The sequence below is a fragment of the Paenimyroides ummariense genome (assembly GCF_900115115.1).
Classification (GTDB): domain Bacteria; phylum Bacteroidota; class Bacteroidia; order Flavobacteriales; family Flavobacteriaceae; genus Flavobacterium; species Flavobacterium ummariense.
The window spans coordinates 13,611-29,796 of sequence record NZ_FOVI01000024.1 but is presented as its reverse complement, the minus strand read 5'-3'; the positions used below and the strand labels follow the sequence as shown (position 1 = coordinate 29,796).

The window sequence follows — 16,186 nt, the reverse complement described above, 5'->3', positions numbered from 1 at the left end:
TTAGTAACCTTACTTTTGCCAATCGTTGCTTTTCTGCTTTTTATTACACGACCAAAAAATTAAAAAACGATTGTAAAGCCTTTATTTACAATCGTTTTCCCTGTTATTAATCTTTGATGTATTTTTACTGAAAATTTATTTTAAATTAATTTCTATATTTACAACTCATAAGTGTTTTTTTGGTTATTAAGAGGTTGCAAGTATTATACTGCAACCTCTTTTTTTACGTATACATCTTTACAAACAGACTACGCATTAAAAATATCGGGTATATAATGGCTAAATTATTATCTTTATAATACCAAGTAATCAAACTATGATTCCAGAAAAAGCCTATACCCTATCGGTTATCATGAACCGCATCAAACAAGTTTTTGATGAGCGTATGAACGAGGTATATTTTTGGATGAAGGCAGAACTGATGCATGTAAAGAGTGACCGCAGCGGACATTACTATCTGGATTTGGTAGAAACAAAAGACGGAACCATTGTTGCCAAAAGTACCGCCCAGATGTGGAACTATACAGCTACTTACCTAAAGGAAGAACTTGGAACAGATTTTGACCAGATCATTAAGCCCGGAAGCGAAATTATGTGCTACTGTAAAGCCGTTTTCCATACCGTTTACGGATTATCGTTCGTTATTACCAAAGTTGATATTAACTACAACCTTGGTGCATTGGAACGCCAAAAGAAAGCCGTACTGGAAAAACTGTTGAAAGAAGGAGTTTTAGAGAAAAACAAACAACACAAACTGCCTAAAGTAATTCAGCGAATAGCACTCGTAGCATCGCCCAATACATCGGGGTACGAAGATTTTTTGAACCAGCTTAAAAAAAATTCCTACAATTATGCGTACCATGTTAAAACCTTTCCCGCAAAAGTACAAGGAGATACCGCTGCCAAAGAAATAACCGAACAGCTCGAGACAATTCCTTATGGGGATTTTGATGCAGTAGTACTGCTGCGTGGAGGAGGATCGAAATTTGACCTCGAGGCATTTAACGATTATCAACTGGCAAAAGCTATAGGCAGCTGCCCCCTACCCGTTATTACCGGTATAGGTCATGAAACCGATACAAGCATTGCAGACCTTACGGCACATACCGCGCTGAAGACACCCAGTGCCGCAGGTGCCTTTATAGTGGAGCGTACTGTTGAATTTGAAAACGACATACAACTCGCCTATCTGAACATTAAACGCATTTACGACCAGAAACTGCAACAGCTGAACAAAGACCTAAAACATCATATTACGGAATTTTCAGCATTAAGCAAAGCACAGACCCGTACGGAGCGCGGCAACCTGCACACACTGACCAACCGTATTATTAACTTTGTAAACGAAGAGCAGGTAAATGCACATTCTTTACTAAACAAGGCTACACAACAACTGAGCCTTTTACCAAACAAAAAAGTCCAGCAAGCCTTACAGCTAAAAAACGAACAAGCAGAACAACTGCAACTATTCAGCAACTATATAATAAGAGAAACCAGAACACCATTAAAACAAAAAGCGGAACAACTGCCCTACCTTACAAAAATGAAGCTTAGAGCAGCGAACAGCAAACTAACAGATTGGGAACATTATCCGAGCCTTTACCACCCTGAAGCGGTATTAAGAAAAGGATACGCGCTGGTAAGAAAAGAACAGGTGGTTGTAAAACGTACCACTATACTTGAAAAAGGAGATTTTATAGAAATTGAACTTTACGACCGAACTATTAACACTAAAATAGAAGATACACCGACATGGAAGAACTTACATACGAAAAAGCAGAACAGGAATTAGAACAGATTTTAGATGATTTAAGAAACGACCGCATTGGTATTGACGCACTGGCTGAAAAGGTGGAGCGCGCGTCGAAACTGATCGTTTTCTGCAAAGAGAAACTTGCTTCTACGGAAAAGAAAGTGGATGATATTGTTAAACAGCTAGGATTATAAATACGTGCTTACAAAAGCAGTAGGCTTACACATTATAAAAAAAATAATTTAATGCATACGATTAAAAGAGCAGATTCTAAAAATTTGGATTTTCAACTGTTAATACAACAACTAGACAAAGACTTGGCGATTAAAAACGGAACAGAAAACGACTTTTTTGCACAGTATAACAAAACGGACTTGATTAAACATGTTATTATTGCCTATGAAAATGACAAAGCACTTGGTTGCGGAGCTATTAAAGAATATGAAGAAGGAATTGTTGAAATTAAACGAATGTTTGTTTGTGAAAATAAAAGAGGAAATGGTATTGCAACAATAATTCTGAATGAACTGCAATCATGGGCAGCAGAATTGGGTTATAAAAGATGTATACTAGAGACAGGCGCTAAGATGATTGAAGCCGTTAATCTGTATAAAAAAAATGACTTTAAAGTAATTTCTAACTATGGACAATATGCTGATATAGAAACCAGCATTTGTTTTGAAAAGGAGATTTTTCCAAAGAACCTTCAACCCAAAAAATAAAAAATTGAAACATAAAATCATCATTTCAGCAATAGATCTATTCTTAATAGACAAAATAAGAGCATTACGAATTACATCCAACCCAAGTGTTTCAGAGAAGACCCTTTCAATAGGTATAGGACATGCCGATAATTTTATAGAAGAAATTGAAAGCCTTACGACCGGCAAACTTTATACTGCTCGAGAGCTAAACCTTATTGCGAACTATTTCGATATTAAAATTTCAGATATTTTTCCCGAGGAAGCCATCAAAGATGATTTACTGGAATTGGAAATTGAAATTATTAAAATATCTCACACCAACATACAAACAGATAAATACGGAAACGTACTAAAGAATTATAGAATTTTAAGTGGACGCATATTCAAATACATGAAGCAGTAATGCTAGTTAAAAACCTGCTCTTTACCAGTTAAAGAGCAGGTTTTAGAACTGAGCCTTAAAAAATCTTTTTCTATTGAATAATTTCAATTGCTAACTTATTATAAATTTACTTTTACGATTCTTTCTAGTAAACCAAAGTCATTTTACCAATCTTTTTATTCTTTAGCAGTACCTTTTCCGGTAACGTTAAAAAACGTATAGTACAAGTTTAGATAGACACCATTAGGAGCTGTACGGAGCATAGAGCTGTATATCTCGCGCCGGTAGGCCAAATCTATTCTTGCCTGGCTATTAAAAATAAATTGCACGGCGGGAGTTATATCCAGAAAAGATTTGCCGTTCTCATTTATGGTCTGGCCAGCAAACTCCAACATTAAATTTATGTTTGTCTGTTTGAAATTTTTATATTTCTTCGGATAAAGCAACCTACCGAACGAAAGGGTGTAATTGGTAGCATTATTGCCAAAATAAGCAGGAAAATCATGATCAGGACGATTATTTAAAGCTTGTTCATAACTAAGCGATGAACTGATTGCTAATTTTTTAATCAGCATAGTTGCAATTATCCCAGCTTCGTAACCTGTATTATGTCCCAGTATTTCTATCTGTTCCTGATGTATGTCAGCTCTATTAAAACTATACCTTCCATATGCAGCCATTCTGAAATGGCTATTTAAATCGTCTGTGGAATAAAAACGGTATTTAGCCATAAAGCTTCCCCCCTCTACGTACAGCTTGTTGCTTCTATTACTAACAAATGCAGAAGTACGAACCATTAAATTTTTATTTAAACCGTAAGTTACTTCTGGCATAAAATGGTAGTTGTATCCCGAGACAAACTTCTCTTGAAACATGGACTGCATTAAATTGACCGAAAGTGATTTTGCAGGAACATTGCTAGCAGGATCTGTAATAACGAACAGTTCCTGGGCGCTTAACCTTTGCGAAAAAATCACTAAAAAAACAAAGACTATTTTTTTCATCAATTTAATATTTTCACATGAAAATCCGCTTCGTTTTCCTTTGAATACGAGGCTATTCCTTTATAATTTTTTACTGCCTTTTTATATTCCTTGTCGGTTAGGTATCCTTTATCTAGAACTTTAAATTTTGTAACCTTCTGGCTTTTCGGCTTGCCATCGATTATAATGTAGTTACTTTGCAAACTGATATCTGATGTGGTAGTTGCAATAAAATTTCCAATAAAAAAACCCGCTTTCTCAACTTTTTCCTTAAAAGCTCTTGGTGTTAAGGCATTACCCTCTTTAAGAGCAACAGTAAAGGTGTTAGTATTCAGATCGGTATCAATTTTTTCTACTCCCGGAATTGTTTCCAGCTGTTTATAAATTGCATTGGAGCACATAGAGCATGTAAGCCCCGTAGCTTGTAATTCGATTTTTGACATTTGCGCTTTACTTATCATTGTGCTCAATAATAGAATTACTGTAAATAAGCCTTTTAGTTTAGCGCTTTTAATATTTTGATTCATATCTGTATATTTTATAATCAGCCAGACATCACCTGTATAAACAGACATAAAGGTTATATATCTTCCTACCCCAAGGAATGTCTACTGATATGGTTTTATTTAATTTATCTGCAATATAAATAATCGTCTACTGAGATTCAGACTGCGACTTTCTGTCATACTGGCAACAAGCTGGCAATTTAGCGTAAACATCATCGTGTGCGGAATATTTATCGTTATCATACCCTGCCGATGCTATACGCTTTAGAATTTCCTCTTTATTTGTCTTCTCATCGTCAAAGGTAAGTACAGCTGTTTTAGAGTCTTTATCCCAAACGACCTCCGCAACATTCTTTACATTGCCCGCTTGTTCTATCGTTGTTTTACACATTCCGCAATTACCGCTAATATGAACGGTTTCTTTTTTGGTATTTTCCATTTGTGCAAAAGTGTTTGTTGCCGATAGTACTAAAGAAACTACCAGCAATATTTTTACTATTGATTTCATTTTGATAAATTTTATTAATTATGATAATTAAAGTGAGAGGGCCAAAACTGAATAGCTTTCGACTAGACGTAATTATGGCTGTCAGATTAAAGTTTAGCCTATTTTTGGCGGTTGCCAAATGGAAAAATATCCTGAAGAATAATAAGTATTTTTGAAATCGAACTTCTGTGTTTTCGTATCTGCAAAAGCTGCTTTTGTAGTAAAATAAATACGGGTAGGGACAGCTGACAGAGATAATGATGTACCAGTACTGCATTTACAAGAACTGTCATTACACTTACCGCCGCATTCGCTTATAGATTTGTCTTTTTTGAATTTATTTGTTTTACAACAACATTTTCTTCCCGTACTTTCAGATGCTTTTTTCGAACAACATTTCTTTTCAGTGTCAGTCATTTTTTTAGCACAAGCATACGTGTTGCTTGGTATAAAGCTAAATACCAAGCAACATAGAATTGTAAAACCGATATGTTTAATCAAATTTTTCAATAGCACTAAATTATAAAAATTATTTATTCTGTAGAATACATTTATATTTTTTTAGCATTTAGCGTAATAAGCTTTTTTATTCCCATTAGCTAAAAGGTCTGAAACAAATCGGACTTATAAAATATGAGAAATTGATTGTTGAATAGAACATACTTCGTTCAAGTATAAATAAAGAAATTATTTCATAATCTTACTGCAATATGAATTGGTAAAATATATCTACATATTTCTCTTTATTAAGTAAATACAGGAAGCTAACTTTGAATCAAATGCTGTAAGTTAGGGTCATTTTTGATACGATCTAATTCGTTTTCTACAATATATAGAATATCGGACTTAATCTGACGATAATTAATATCGATCTGTTCCTTCATTCTATCATTCCCCTTTCCATCTTTAAATGATAAAATCTCAGGAATCTCTTTATATCCTTTTGTTTCAGCAGCTACCTTTTCGTTATCTACAACAATTTCAGAATGAAAAATCTTCTGTTTAATACGCTCATCAAAATTATCAGAAACAGACCCCACAAACATGCCCTGAGTGAGCGCGGAAATTTTAGAAGCTGGAATCAGGCTGTCCAATTGTGTAGAAATTGATGTAGATGTATCACTTCTGTTGATTGATAAACTCTGACGTTTCTGCAATACCTTCCCAAAACGTTCCGAAAGACTTTTTGCAGTCTCCCCTACTACTTGACCACTAAAAATGTTGCCTACAGTGTTTTGAATCACTTTAGCTTCTTTATCACCATAATCGCGAATTAGTTGTGAGAAATCCTGAAAGCCCAAACAAACTGCAACTTTATTACTTCTCGCTGTAGCAATCAGATTATCCAATCCTCTAAAATAAATTGTCGGCAATTCATCAATGATAACAGAACTTTTTAATTGTCCTTTTTTATTAATGAGTTTCACAATTCTTGAATTGTATAATCCCAATGCAGCCGAATAAATATTCTGTCTATCGGGATTATTACCAACACATAAAATCTTTGGTTCTTTCGGATTATTAATATCTAAAGTAAAATCGTCGCCTGTCATTACCCAATACAATTGAGGAGAAATCATTCTTGACAAAGGAATTTTTGCAGATGCTATCTGACCTTGCAATTGGTCTTGAGCGCCTCCTTGCCATGCATCCATAAACGGAGACAAATAGTTTTCCAAATCAGGATATGAAGTCAAGATAGTAAAGACATCTGAATACTTTTTATTCAATAATTCAATAGCGTGTGGAAACGTACAATACTTTCCATCTTCATAAATTTTCAAAAACCATATAATTGCCGCCAACAAAATAATCGGACTTTCCACAAAGAAATCACCTTGTTTCTGAATCCAGCTGCGGTTTAGATTCAGCATTATCGTGTAAGCCGCTTCATAAGCATCGGAAATATCCGTCATAAATTCAGGATTGAGCGGATTGCAACGATGGCTTTTTCTTGGATCGTCAAAATTGATAACATAAAATTTTGGCTGAACTTTATATTTGTCCCTGTGTTTCAATAAGTGATTATATGCAATAGTAGAAAGATCATCAAACTTAAAATCGTATATATACATTGAGAAACCTTTTTCGATCTGTTGCTTGATGTAATTATTTACAATCGCGTACGATTTTCCGGAACCCGGAGTTCCTAGCACTATTGTTGCTCTAAATGGATTGACTATGTTTATCCAACCATTATGCCATTTGTTCTTGTAATAAAACTTTGTGGGAAGATTGACAGAATATTCGTTTTCCATCAGTTTGGTTTCCTGTTGAAAACTTTCGTTCTCGTTGTTGAAAACATCGTCCATCAAATTAGTACGGAGCAAACGGCTCATCCATCCACCAGCCATTAGCAAAGCGATGTAGCCTAGACCAAGTGTAAGGATGTAAAAGAACGTTCCAACAATTGGCGAAAGTTTTAATAGTGGTGTATTGAGAAAAAATAACACAAAGCCAATACCTAGAGCGAAGTAAATTTTAGTCCAGGTTATCTTTTCATTCTTTACACCTTTTGTTCCCAAACAGCTTAAAGCCAGCAGGACTATTGCAAAAACTTTAGTGTATAGATTATGTGAAAACAGTCCTGCCGTTCGGTCGAAATTGCTTAATATCTTATTGATGATTTCTAATGTCCAGCCTCGCTCTAAAAAGAAACCATAACAAAACCAATAAAGGTGCATGAGTACCAAAAGAATACTTACTGCCCGCATAAATGCCATTATTTTGGCTAAACCTCTTAAATCGTCTTCTCCCTGCATAATTTTACCTTTAAATTTTGACTAATCTAAAATTTACCTGGATCAACTATATTAAACTTGCTTATAAAGGCTGTTTTTGTCCATATTTTACAGTACCCCCCCCTTTTTGAATACATCTGTAAAATCAACTAATAAATGACACCGACAAAATATTTTTAGTAATCACCGGCGGTCCCGATGTTGATAAAACTACACTAATCAATGCATCTGAAAATTAGGTTTTAAAGTTGCAAGATGCAAGAAAAATCATTAAGGAACAGCTACAGACAAATGGAGAAAGCCTGCCTTGGAAAGACAAAGATTACTACTCGTACTAATGCTTCGTGCTTTCGTAAAAACTTACAATAGTACAATTAAGGATGCTTTCTCTAAATTGTATTTTTGATATCTTTACCTATCTTGAATTTGTAGAAAGTAATTTACTTCGAAACAGATGCAATTAATACAAATCAAAAACATTTGAATGATTACCAACTTAAATAAATTTATTCAGATTCAGTTCGACATAAAATTAAGTAAAGATGGAACAACCAAAATCAGATGATATTTTTTTTCAAAAAGGTAAAATATCTAAATGGACTGAACGTAGATTCAGCCCTTGTAACTTTCTAGAATCGGTTATTCAGGAATATATGATAATTGAATGTACCGAAAGTACGGTGTTGGAAACTTTACCGAGTAACTTATTTTCTCTTAACTATATTTTGAGAGGGAGTGTACAACTATCTCAAGTTGACGGAACTCAAATAGATTTACCAAAAGCTGTCTCATTTGGTATTACCCAAAGATTTTTTCACTTTACATTCTCAGATTTTGCAAAGCTTTTTGTCATCGTCATTAAACCCGGACATGCTTCTATTATAATCGATAAACCTCTAAATGAATTTTTCGAAAAATTCATTCCAATTAATGGCCTTTTTGACGAATCAACCAATATATCATTACTACAATCATTAATGGAACTTTCTTCAGATGCAGAAATCATAAACAAAGTAGAACTTTTTCTAATAGATAAAATTGTACAGAAAAAATTTGATGAATATGTGTACAATTCTATATCAAAAATTCATCAGCGAAGAGGATCGATTACTATAAACGAAATTTTAGAAGATTTACCGGTAAGCCGGGATACTTTCGAAAAAAAATTTAAAAGGCAGGTTGGAACAACCCCGAAAAAATACGCTAACATAGTACGGTTCAAAAAAATATTCGATAGAACTGCTGCTGATGATAAATTGACTCAGATCGCTTTAGACGCAGGTTATTATGATCAATCACATTTTATAAAAGATTTTAAGTTTTACACAGGAAAACTACCTTCCGACTGCTTTTAGTAATTGACTATTCATAAAACTCCGCAGGATATTCTACTGTTCCATGTACATTTTGCAAAGCATTGTCATGTAATTCTATCAGCATACAATTTTCGTCAGGAACATCAAACGGTAATTTTATTCCATACTTTTTTGTCATTTGGTATCCAAATTTCGGGTAATAGTTTTCATGCCCTAACAAGATTATGGATCCAAAATTTAATTCTCTAGCTATCTCATGTGCTTTCCGTATCAGATTGCCGCCAATTCCCATTCCTTGATACTTTTTCAGAACTGCCACAGGCGCTAATGCCAACGACGAAGTTTCTTTGGAATTACTATCTATAATTTTAATTTTTATTAGCAAAACGTAACCAACAATTTGATCATCAATCTCTGCTACTAAAGATAATTCAGGAACGAATGCCTCTGAATTCCTCAACCTTTCTACTAAAAACTGTTCTTTATGGTCAGTATATTGTTCATCTTGAAAAGCATTTTCAATTAGTTTGAATACTTCCTTATGATCTTTATTGTCTTCTTTTCGTATATTCATTTTTAAAATTTTATTTATTATTTAGTTTATCCCGAGCAACGTATTATTTTTTCCAAGCAAAAACCAGCTTCGTTCGTTTGTATTGATCTGCCATATGGTTCTAAGATACTTTTAAACTATACTGTTTATTTTTTCCAGGTAATGTGTCCATTACTATCATACATTTCAATTGTGGGTTCGCCAGAATTGTCCACTCTTAAGACAAGTCTTGGTACTTCGTTCACATCTTTCATAATTAAAGCCGCATCGCCGTTTTCAGTAAACAAATTTATTCTATTTACATTATGTCCCGGTTTACCAGAGAGATCCTTATCATTAATCGTTATACCCGCCTTAAAGTAATTCGTAACTAAATTGTCTTGTGAATACATTCCAATAGCATCCGCATTCTGATAGTCAAAAGCAATTGCATTAAAATTCATATCTTCATTTTCCGATATAGCTATTCCACCTCGTTCATCACCCTTTTTGTCGTAAAATAATAATCCTGCCGGAATCACTCTACGCTCATATTCTTTTCCGTTTATTATTGGATTTGGAATGTGTTCTTCATTTGAAATGACAACTCTGTTTGCTCCTTCTTTATTTTTGATATCTATTCTCTCTGTCTGTAACAAATAATCAGTTGGTTTTAAAAACAAAAGATAACATACTATAGTAATAAATAGTAAGTTTAGTATGACTAATATAGGCATAAATATTTTTGATGAATTTTGCATAATCATTAAATTGTATTAAAGTTAGAATGCTAAATTACTTCGGTCGGTATCTTTAAAATTGTAAAAAATCAGGAATTTTTATTCAATTAAATGTATTAGTGAAAAGAAATTTAATTTTTTTTATATCTGCTTTTTTTCTTCATTCTATTCGAAAAATCCAACTCTTCGTAATCTTCATCTTGCGCATACGGAAGCAAACCTCCGAAATCTTCAACCAAACCGTTTTCATGCTTATTTGAATACAAAAAGTTAAAAAAGCTATGCGTTTCTTCTGAGGCGATATCTTCACGATCTATATGTAATTCCGTACGCTCTATTAAACCAGGTGTAGTACTGTTTATGATGATACCTTTATTCCAAATATCATTAAAAACATTTGCAGATAATTCTTTACCCAATCGTGAACCATTCCACACCGTCTTAGAATTATGATCAATAAATGTGATACCGTATATCCTATCAGAATCATTACGTCGAACTACCACGTTTATCCCTTGTTCAAGTAGCTGCTTTTTAAAATTCACCTCATCATCTGTATGTTTGAGTGTTTTAGAAATAACCGATTTCAATGTCTGTTTACAAGCATGATTTTTTAAAGTTACTTTACATTTCTCAAAATGCTGTTCCAAAGCAGATAACACTGCTTTTTTTCCAAATAAAGAAGCTTTTAAAGGAATCCCTGCCTTTTCCCCTTTTTTATTCAAAGGAAAGTACAGTAAACCTTTATTTTTTTTACCTTCTATCTCGCTATCAATCTTTTCAGTAGTAATATTAAACAAAGACAGTAATGCATTGTACTCGCCCAACGTTTGAAACTTATAATAGTTTGGCAAGTGCCGCACTAAAGAAGCAATCTGACTTTTTACATCTCCAGCTTTATAATTTACCGGTTTAAAGACTTTACTTTTCACTTGATGCTCCTTTTCCGTTGCAGCGATCAAACTGTGCTTCTTTTCCAGTTCCCGGCATACTTTCATTGATCTAACTCTTTCGAACTTATCAGATATCTTCCTACCCTGTTCATCTACACAAACAGATACGATGTGGATATGCGTACGGTCAATATCCGTATGCTTAAAAACAACAAAAGGCTGCTCACCATATCCCACTGCGTCCATATATTCTTCGGCTATTTGTCGAAATCTATCGTCACTTACTAGATCTTTAGGATCTGGATTCAGAGAAATATGTAAAGTATGCTTTTCGGTATTGCGGTTAGCAATCAGATAAGGCTCAAAAGATCGGAATAGTTGCCCAACAGAATATTGTCCGTTTAATGTTTCGATCATCTTATTAACCATCAAGATTTTGCCATTCTCCTTATCAACTTTAGTATTATTATACGCTAATGCTCCATATAAGTTTGCACTCTTCCCTATTTTTGCAATCATTTCTCATTCTCTTTTTTCAAATATTTTACATCAAATTCCTCACTGATCTGAACAACCTTCTTACAGAGTTCAGCCAATTCAACCGTCTGTTTTTCCAGCTTGTAAAGAAAAGCCGCTGCTTTTTTTTCTGAAAAATGACGGTATAATAGCTTTACAATCTGGTTATAGTTCACACCAACCGAACGGAACTGGCTGTGAAATGAAGTCAAACGCATATAAAAATCAACGGTTCCTTTATCAATTTGAATCGTTTTAACCGTCTTTTCAAAGATGCAGGAATTTATAAAATGTGCTTTAACCTTTATTCCCGAACTATCGAACAATGCGAGAAACCGTGCATGTTCTTCGTCATTAAACGAAACAGTGTATCGGAATTTCACAGGGTCCTTCTTCAAAGGTCTACCCGATTTTCTCAATTGTTTTTTATTGTTCTCCTCCATAACCAATCCTCCCTAAATTCACTAAAAAAACAGACTTCGGAGGTTTTTCCGCCCCCTGCAAAGGGCAAGTTGTTTTGAGCATCTGAAATCGTTTCGAGATGCTCAAAACACAACTTGCCGTGTTCCGGTGAACACAAAAATCCGCCCTGCTGGACGGATTGAATGTAGCAGGGAAAAACATCTTTGTGTGATTCGCTTTGATCTTAGATCTATCATTTAAGTTTTGCATAATCTAGGTTTTTAATCTCAAATACAAAGTAAAACCTAGTCAACTAAAACATTGTTTTCCAAATAAGTAACAAAGGAAGCCTGGGAAAGTCAAATAATTCCACTATCAAGATTTATGCTCAACCATACACTTTATTTGCTGTATGGTTTTGCAGTTACCCGTATAAGTTCGAAGAAATCAAACAATAAAACTGCTTGTAAACAAAAGCAATTTAATGTAAAAGCATAAAGTTTTAAAAGTATAAAAATGTAAAAGCGTAAAAGCAGTAAAATATATTGTTCTATGTAAAAAGGTACAGTCACAAAATGATATTTAATGAAATACATTAAGCAATACAGAATTACAATACTCTGCATTTATACCTAGCAATAATGGAAAATGTACAAGCAGAAATATACCAATAAGATAATACACTAAAATTCAAAGCAGTCAAAATATAAAACAATCAAAGCATATAACATTAAATTTTTAAAATATGAAAACAAACAAGAAAACTTTAAAAATCAGTTTTTCCACCCAAAAGGGAGGCGTCGGAAAATCAACCTTAACAACATTGGTAGCAAGTGTACTTCATTATCGCTTAGGTTACAATGTCGTTGTCATCGACTGTGACTTTCCCCAACACAGTTTGTCCAATATGCGGGAGCGGGATAAAAACAATATCATGCAGAACGAATACCACAAGAAAGCAGCCATGAAGCAGTTTCAGACAATCAACAAAAAAGCGTATCCCATCATTAAGATAAAGGCCGAGCATGCCTTGGAAAAAGCAGCAGAATATGAGGAAAAATCAGTCGTCGTTCCCGATGTCATCTTCTTTGATCTTCCAGGTACGGCAAATACCACAGGCGTGCTTACCACCTTAAAAATGATGGACTTCATCTTTTCACCCATTACCGCCGACCGTCAAGTAGTAGAAAGTTCGCTGGGATTCAGCAAAGCATTTTTGGATCTACCTAAAACAATAGAAGGCAATAAAGATCAAGAGTTATGGTTATTCTGGAATCAGGTAGACGGTAGGGAAAAAACCGAACTATACGAAGCATACCAGAAAGTAATCACAGAACTTAAACTACCATTGATGGAAACAAGGATCATGGACAGCAAACGTTTTAGAAAAGAAACAGACGGTACGGAAAATTACATATTCAGATCAAGTCTGCTCCCAGCGGAAATACCACTTTTGAAAAGCACCAGAATGGATCTCTTCATCGAAGAATTCTTAAAAATAACCCATTTATAAATAAGATTATGAACGCAGAAAACAAAAATAGTGATTTTAGGAAGCCAATTGTTGACGAGGATTACCTGATGAACATCATAAGTGGTGATGAAAGCATTTTAAAACCAAAAGAAAGTGAGAGATCAGAAAACAAGAATCAAACTAGGATCAATCAAAAAGAAAAACCTAAAGCCAATGCTCCAAAAAAAGTCAACTATGAGGAAACCTTTTTGGTCAACAGTTATCATTCCGGGAGAAACGGTAAAGTAGTCTATATACGACCAGAATATCACGAAAGGCTTATCCGCATGGTACAACTTACAAAAGAAGAAAAAACAACGCTTTACTCCTACATAGATAATATATTAGAACATCATTTCAAAGAATTCGGAGGTGATATAACAGATTACTTCAACCAGCACTTCAAACCAATCATATAAAATATGGAAAAAATCATCATCATAAGCCTGATATTAGTAGTTATACTATTATTGATGGACAAAGGCTTTCTAAACAAAAAAGCAGACAAGCAATCAATAATGCCAAAAGCAAACCCTACTCTCCCCGATATCATGGGGCAGCCAAAAGCTCAACCAGTTATTACAACATCCAAAAAAACTGCTCAAACTGAGATTATAAAAAGTACCCCTGAAATAAATCCCGACGATTTAGATATCGAGTACGATGAGAATGAAACACTCTACCGTCAGATTCCGAAAGAAGAATTGGATAAGGCATTTACCAGTACCCCAAATTTAGAGGAAGAAGAGGAAGAATGGTATCAGTACCATATCTCCCATACGGATAACGGTTTTGCACAGGGAGTAACTTTTGAAGAATTAGGAACTGTAACTAACCTGCTCCAAAAAGTGGATTTAAATCAAAACCAAAAAGGTAAAGCCGTTGATATTGTAAAGCGGTTACAGGGAACTGAATTATTCAGCCTATTAGAAGATTCCATTCAAGGTGCGTCTGTAAAAATTGCGAAACTTTTGGACAACAAACTTTCATCGGTTTCGAACAATATCCCGCCTACTGTACAGAAAAGTAATTTAAGTGACTTTGACATTGGAGAATTCATATAGACTGATTTGCATAATTCTTAAAACCGATCACCATGAAAAGTAAAAGAATAGAACCTGAAACTAACGACGTTGCATTCGATATGCGTGTCAACCAAGGAATACTTCCTACAATAGAAATAGCCGGGCATACATTTTACGTTGACATACGAATGGATAAACTAAGACCTAAATACTAATTCTTATCCAATGGAATCGTCTTTTCAGAAATGGAAGATTATTACAAAATAAATAGTGATGTGGAAAGTACAAAATATGTATGCTAAATACATGTCTTGCACTTTCAGCATCGCCATAGCCAGAGCTAAATTTATTTACTTATTACTAATAAATATTATATGCTTTATTTGAATACCTGACGATTAGTTTTTCATCGTAATAAAATATATATACATATCTATATTTGTCATTTAAATAAAATGACTCACTAACATTTTTATATGGAATAATAATATTTACTATTTTTCCATTGTACTTATCTACACTAAACTTAAAGCCTAAATTAGGGTTATCGGTTATATCATCTGTAATAATTTTACTATTAAATAACTCATCTCCATCAATTTTAATATAAACACTATCATTAAAGCTATATAAAAAGTTTATCTCAAAATTGTCTTTTTCATTACCTAAGTAGTTGTAGCCATCTTTAGAACTCCCATTTTTTTCATATTGAAATTCAGAACCATTAGAAATGGAATTGTTATCCACTTTTAATGTATTACAGCTTATGATAATTAATGGTACAAATAAAGCGTACATCCTATTTCCTTTTAAAAACATACTTGAATAGTAAATAAAAACGTGATCATTAATATTAAGATGATAATATATCCTATTACACCAATTTCAAAATTATCAATATAAACTCTTCCCATTTCAGTAATATTTTTGAAATTTTTAAATACTCATTAATTCCAACAACACATTTGAAACACTTGGTGCTATTATTTACAATTTTATGTCTTTATGTTTGAAGACTTTTGAGAAAATTTATTTCAAAATCAAGAGAACTTTCAGTTTCAATGGGGATTTCAATTTCTTTATCTTCTTTATCAATACATCCGTTTAATAATATAAAAACAAATAACATTGAGAAAAAAAATTTTATTTATAGATATATTTTGTTTTGATATACAAATTTGATAATTCTGACGTAAATTTTACCAACTAAAATAAAATGTACCTAAATAATCTTCTCCATCAAATTCTTCTTTAAAATAGCTTTTAATCCAGTCATTATTTAAACTTTGTGCGAAACTTAAATTTTTAATGTTTTAATTAACTTAGAATCATTTTTAGGAAAGAGATAAAAGGCCGGGGGTGTAAAATGACTAATATTGTTCTTTAAAAATTCCCAGTCCAATCTACTGTTTTCCATGGAATTTATGAGATAATTAAGTTCTATAACAAGTAATACCTTATAATCATCGTATAAACACTCTCTAAATATCTCTAGAATAACTAAAGCCTCCTCAAACCAGTTTTTATAATCATCAAAATCCCTACTAATTTCATCAATATGTAATTCTCTATAGTTGTCCCAATATTTATTTTTAATAATCTCAGTTATCCACTGTTGAAAAATACTTAATTTTAAATCTTCTTCTTTATTTTGGTAATTACCATCCATTAGATTCTAAAAATTTCCTTATAT

General features: G+C 33.4%; 19 protein-coding genes. 8 read left to right on the top strand and 11 right to left on the bottom strand.

What is annotated here, in order from left to right:
* Positions 1 to 316: 316 nt before the first annotated feature.
* The 4 genes from xseA to BM253_RS13930 are packed head-to-tail and all read left to right on the top strand — an operon-like array spanning position 317 to position 2,860.
* Positions 317 to 1,792 (top strand): exodeoxyribonuclease VII large subunit, encoded by a 1,476-nt coding sequence (gene xseA / locus BM253_RS13945; RefSeq protein ID WP_091525526.1) that lies wholly within the window; start codon positions 317 to 319, stop codon positions 1,790 to 1,792.
* A complete protein-coding gene (xseB, locus tag BM253_RS13940; RefSeq protein ID WP_091525524.1) occupies positions 1,753 to 1,947 on the top strand; it encodes an exodeoxyribonuclease VII small subunit in 195 nt (64 codons plus the stop codon). Before xseA ends, xseB begins: the two co-directional genes overlap by 40 nt.
* Positions 1,948 to 1,998: 51 nt before the next feature.
* A complete protein-coding gene (locus BM253_RS13935) occupies positions 1,999 to 2,475 on the top strand; it encodes a GNAT family N-acetyltransferase (protein WP_091525522.1) in 477 nt (158 codons plus the stop codon).
* A 4-nt stretch (positions 2,476 to 2,479) separates the two neighbouring features.
* Positions 2,480 to 2,860 carry a hypothetical protein gene (locus BM253_RS13930; protein ID WP_091525520.1) on the top strand — a complete coding sequence of 127 codons (381 nt, stop codon included), beginning with the start codon at positions 2,480 to 2,482 and terminating at the stop codon, positions 2,858 to 2,860.
* Between the two features lie 155 nt (positions 2,861 to 3,015).
* Here BM253_RS13930 and BM253_RS13925 read toward each other — a convergent pair whose 3' ends face one another.
* From BM253_RS13925 to mobC, 5 genes are all read right to left on the bottom strand, one after another.
* Entirely contained in the window at positions 3,016 to 3,843 is an 828-nt protein-coding gene (locus BM253_RS13925; RefSeq protein ID WP_091525519.1) for a hypothetical protein, read from the bottom strand.
* Positions 3,843 to 4,349 (bottom strand): heavy-metal-associated domain-containing protein, encoded by a 507-nt coding sequence (locus BM253_RS13920; RefSeq protein ID WP_091525551.1) that lies wholly within the window; start codon positions 4,347 to 4,349, stop codon positions 3,843 to 3,845. The genes BM253_RS13925 and BM253_RS13920 overlap by 1 nt, the downstream gene beginning before the upstream one ends.
* A 127-nt stretch (positions 4,350 to 4,476) precedes the next feature.
* On the bottom strand, positions 4,477 to 4,836 hold the full coding sequence (locus tag BM253_RS13915) for a heavy-metal-associated domain-containing protein (protein ID WP_091525517.1): 360 nt from the start codon (positions 4,834 to 4,836) through the stop codon (positions 4,477 to 4,479).
* 93 nt (positions 4,837 to 4,929) lie between these two features.
* Complete coding sequence (locus BM253_RS13910) at positions 4,930 to 5,232, bottom strand: hypothetical protein (protein WP_091525515.1); 303 nt, start codon at positions 5,230 to 5,232, stop codon at positions 4,930 to 4,932.
* Between the two features lie 347 nt (positions 5,233 to 5,579).
* On the bottom strand, positions 5,580 to 7,577 hold the full coding sequence (mobC, locus tag BM253_RS13905) for a conjugal transfer protein MobC (RefSeq protein ID WP_091525513.1): 1,998 nt from the start codon (positions 7,575 to 7,577) through the stop codon (positions 5,580 to 5,582).
* A 521-nt stretch (positions 7,578 to 8,098) separates the two neighbouring features.
* Between mobC and BM253_RS13900 the strand changes: the two genes are divergently transcribed.
* The gene (locus tag BM253_RS13900; protein ID WP_091525512.1) at positions 8,099 to 8,911 is read left to right on the top strand and encodes a helix-turn-helix domain-containing protein; all 813 of its coding nucleotides are present in this window, start codon (positions 8,099 to 8,101) and stop codon (positions 8,909 to 8,911) included.
* A 7-nt stretch (positions 8,912 to 8,918) separates the two neighbouring features.
* Here the strand turns inward: BM253_RS13900 and BM253_RS13895 are convergent, their stop codons facing one another.
* The 4 genes from BM253_RS13895 to mobA form a co-directional block, all read right to left on the bottom strand.
* Entirely contained in the window at positions 8,919 to 9,446 is a 528-nt protein-coding gene (locus BM253_RS13895; RefSeq protein ID WP_091525510.1) for a GNAT family N-acetyltransferase, read from the bottom strand.
* Between the two features lie 125 nt (positions 9,447 to 9,571).
* Positions 9,572 to 10,165: a hypothetical protein gene (locus BM253_RS13890; protein WP_143095671.1), complete on the bottom strand. Its 594-nt coding sequence runs from the start codon at positions 10,163 to 10,165 to the stop codon at positions 9,572 to 9,574.
* Positions 10,166 to 10,275: 110 nt separating this feature from the next.
* Entirely contained in the window at positions 10,276 to 11,556 is a 1,281-nt protein-coding gene (gene mobB, locus BM253_RS13885) for a conjugal transfer protein MobB (RefSeq protein ID WP_091525505.1), read from the bottom strand.
* Positions 11,553 to 11,996: a conjugal transfer protein MobA gene (gene mobA / locus BM253_RS13880; RefSeq protein ID WP_091525503.1), complete on the bottom strand. Its 444-nt coding sequence runs from the start codon at positions 11,994 to 11,996 to the stop codon at positions 11,553 to 11,555. Before mobA ends, mobB begins: the two co-directional genes overlap by 4 nt.
* A gap of 704 nt (positions 11,997 to 12,700) precedes the next feature.
* Between mobA and BM253_RS13870 the strand changes: the two genes are divergently transcribed.
* From BM253_RS13870 to BM253_RS13860, 3 genes are read left to right on the top strand one after another with little or no spacing between them, the layout of a single operon-like run.
* Positions 12,701 to 13,468 (top strand): ParA family protein, encoded by a 768-nt coding sequence (locus BM253_RS13870; RefSeq protein ID WP_091525499.1) that lies wholly within the window; start codon positions 12,701 to 12,703, stop codon positions 13,466 to 13,468.
* 8 nt (positions 13,469 to 13,476) lie between these two features.
* A complete protein-coding gene (locus BM253_RS13865; protein ID WP_091525497.1) occupies positions 13,477 to 13,887 on the top strand; it encodes a DUF3408 domain-containing protein in 411 nt (136 codons plus the stop codon).
* 3 nt (positions 13,888 to 13,890) lie between these two features.
* Positions 13,891 to 14,532, top strand: a complete 642-nt coding sequence (locus BM253_RS13860) for a conjugal transfer protein TraD (protein WP_091525495.1) — start codon at positions 13,891 to 13,893, stop codon at positions 14,530 to 14,532.
* A 321-nt stretch (positions 14,533 to 14,853) separates the two neighbouring features.
* Here the strand turns inward: BM253_RS13860 and BM253_RS13855 are convergent, their stop codons facing one another.
* A complete protein-coding gene (locus BM253_RS13855; protein ID WP_177205796.1) occupies positions 14,854 to 15,291 on the bottom strand; it encodes a hypothetical protein in 438 nt (145 codons plus the stop codon).
* Between the two features lie 499 nt (positions 15,292 to 15,790).
* A complete protein-coding gene (locus BM253_RS13850) occupies positions 15,791 to 16,162 on the bottom strand; it encodes a hypothetical protein (protein ID WP_091525491.1) in 372 nt (123 codons plus the stop codon).
* Positions 16,163 to 16,186 lie beyond the last annotated feature (24 nt).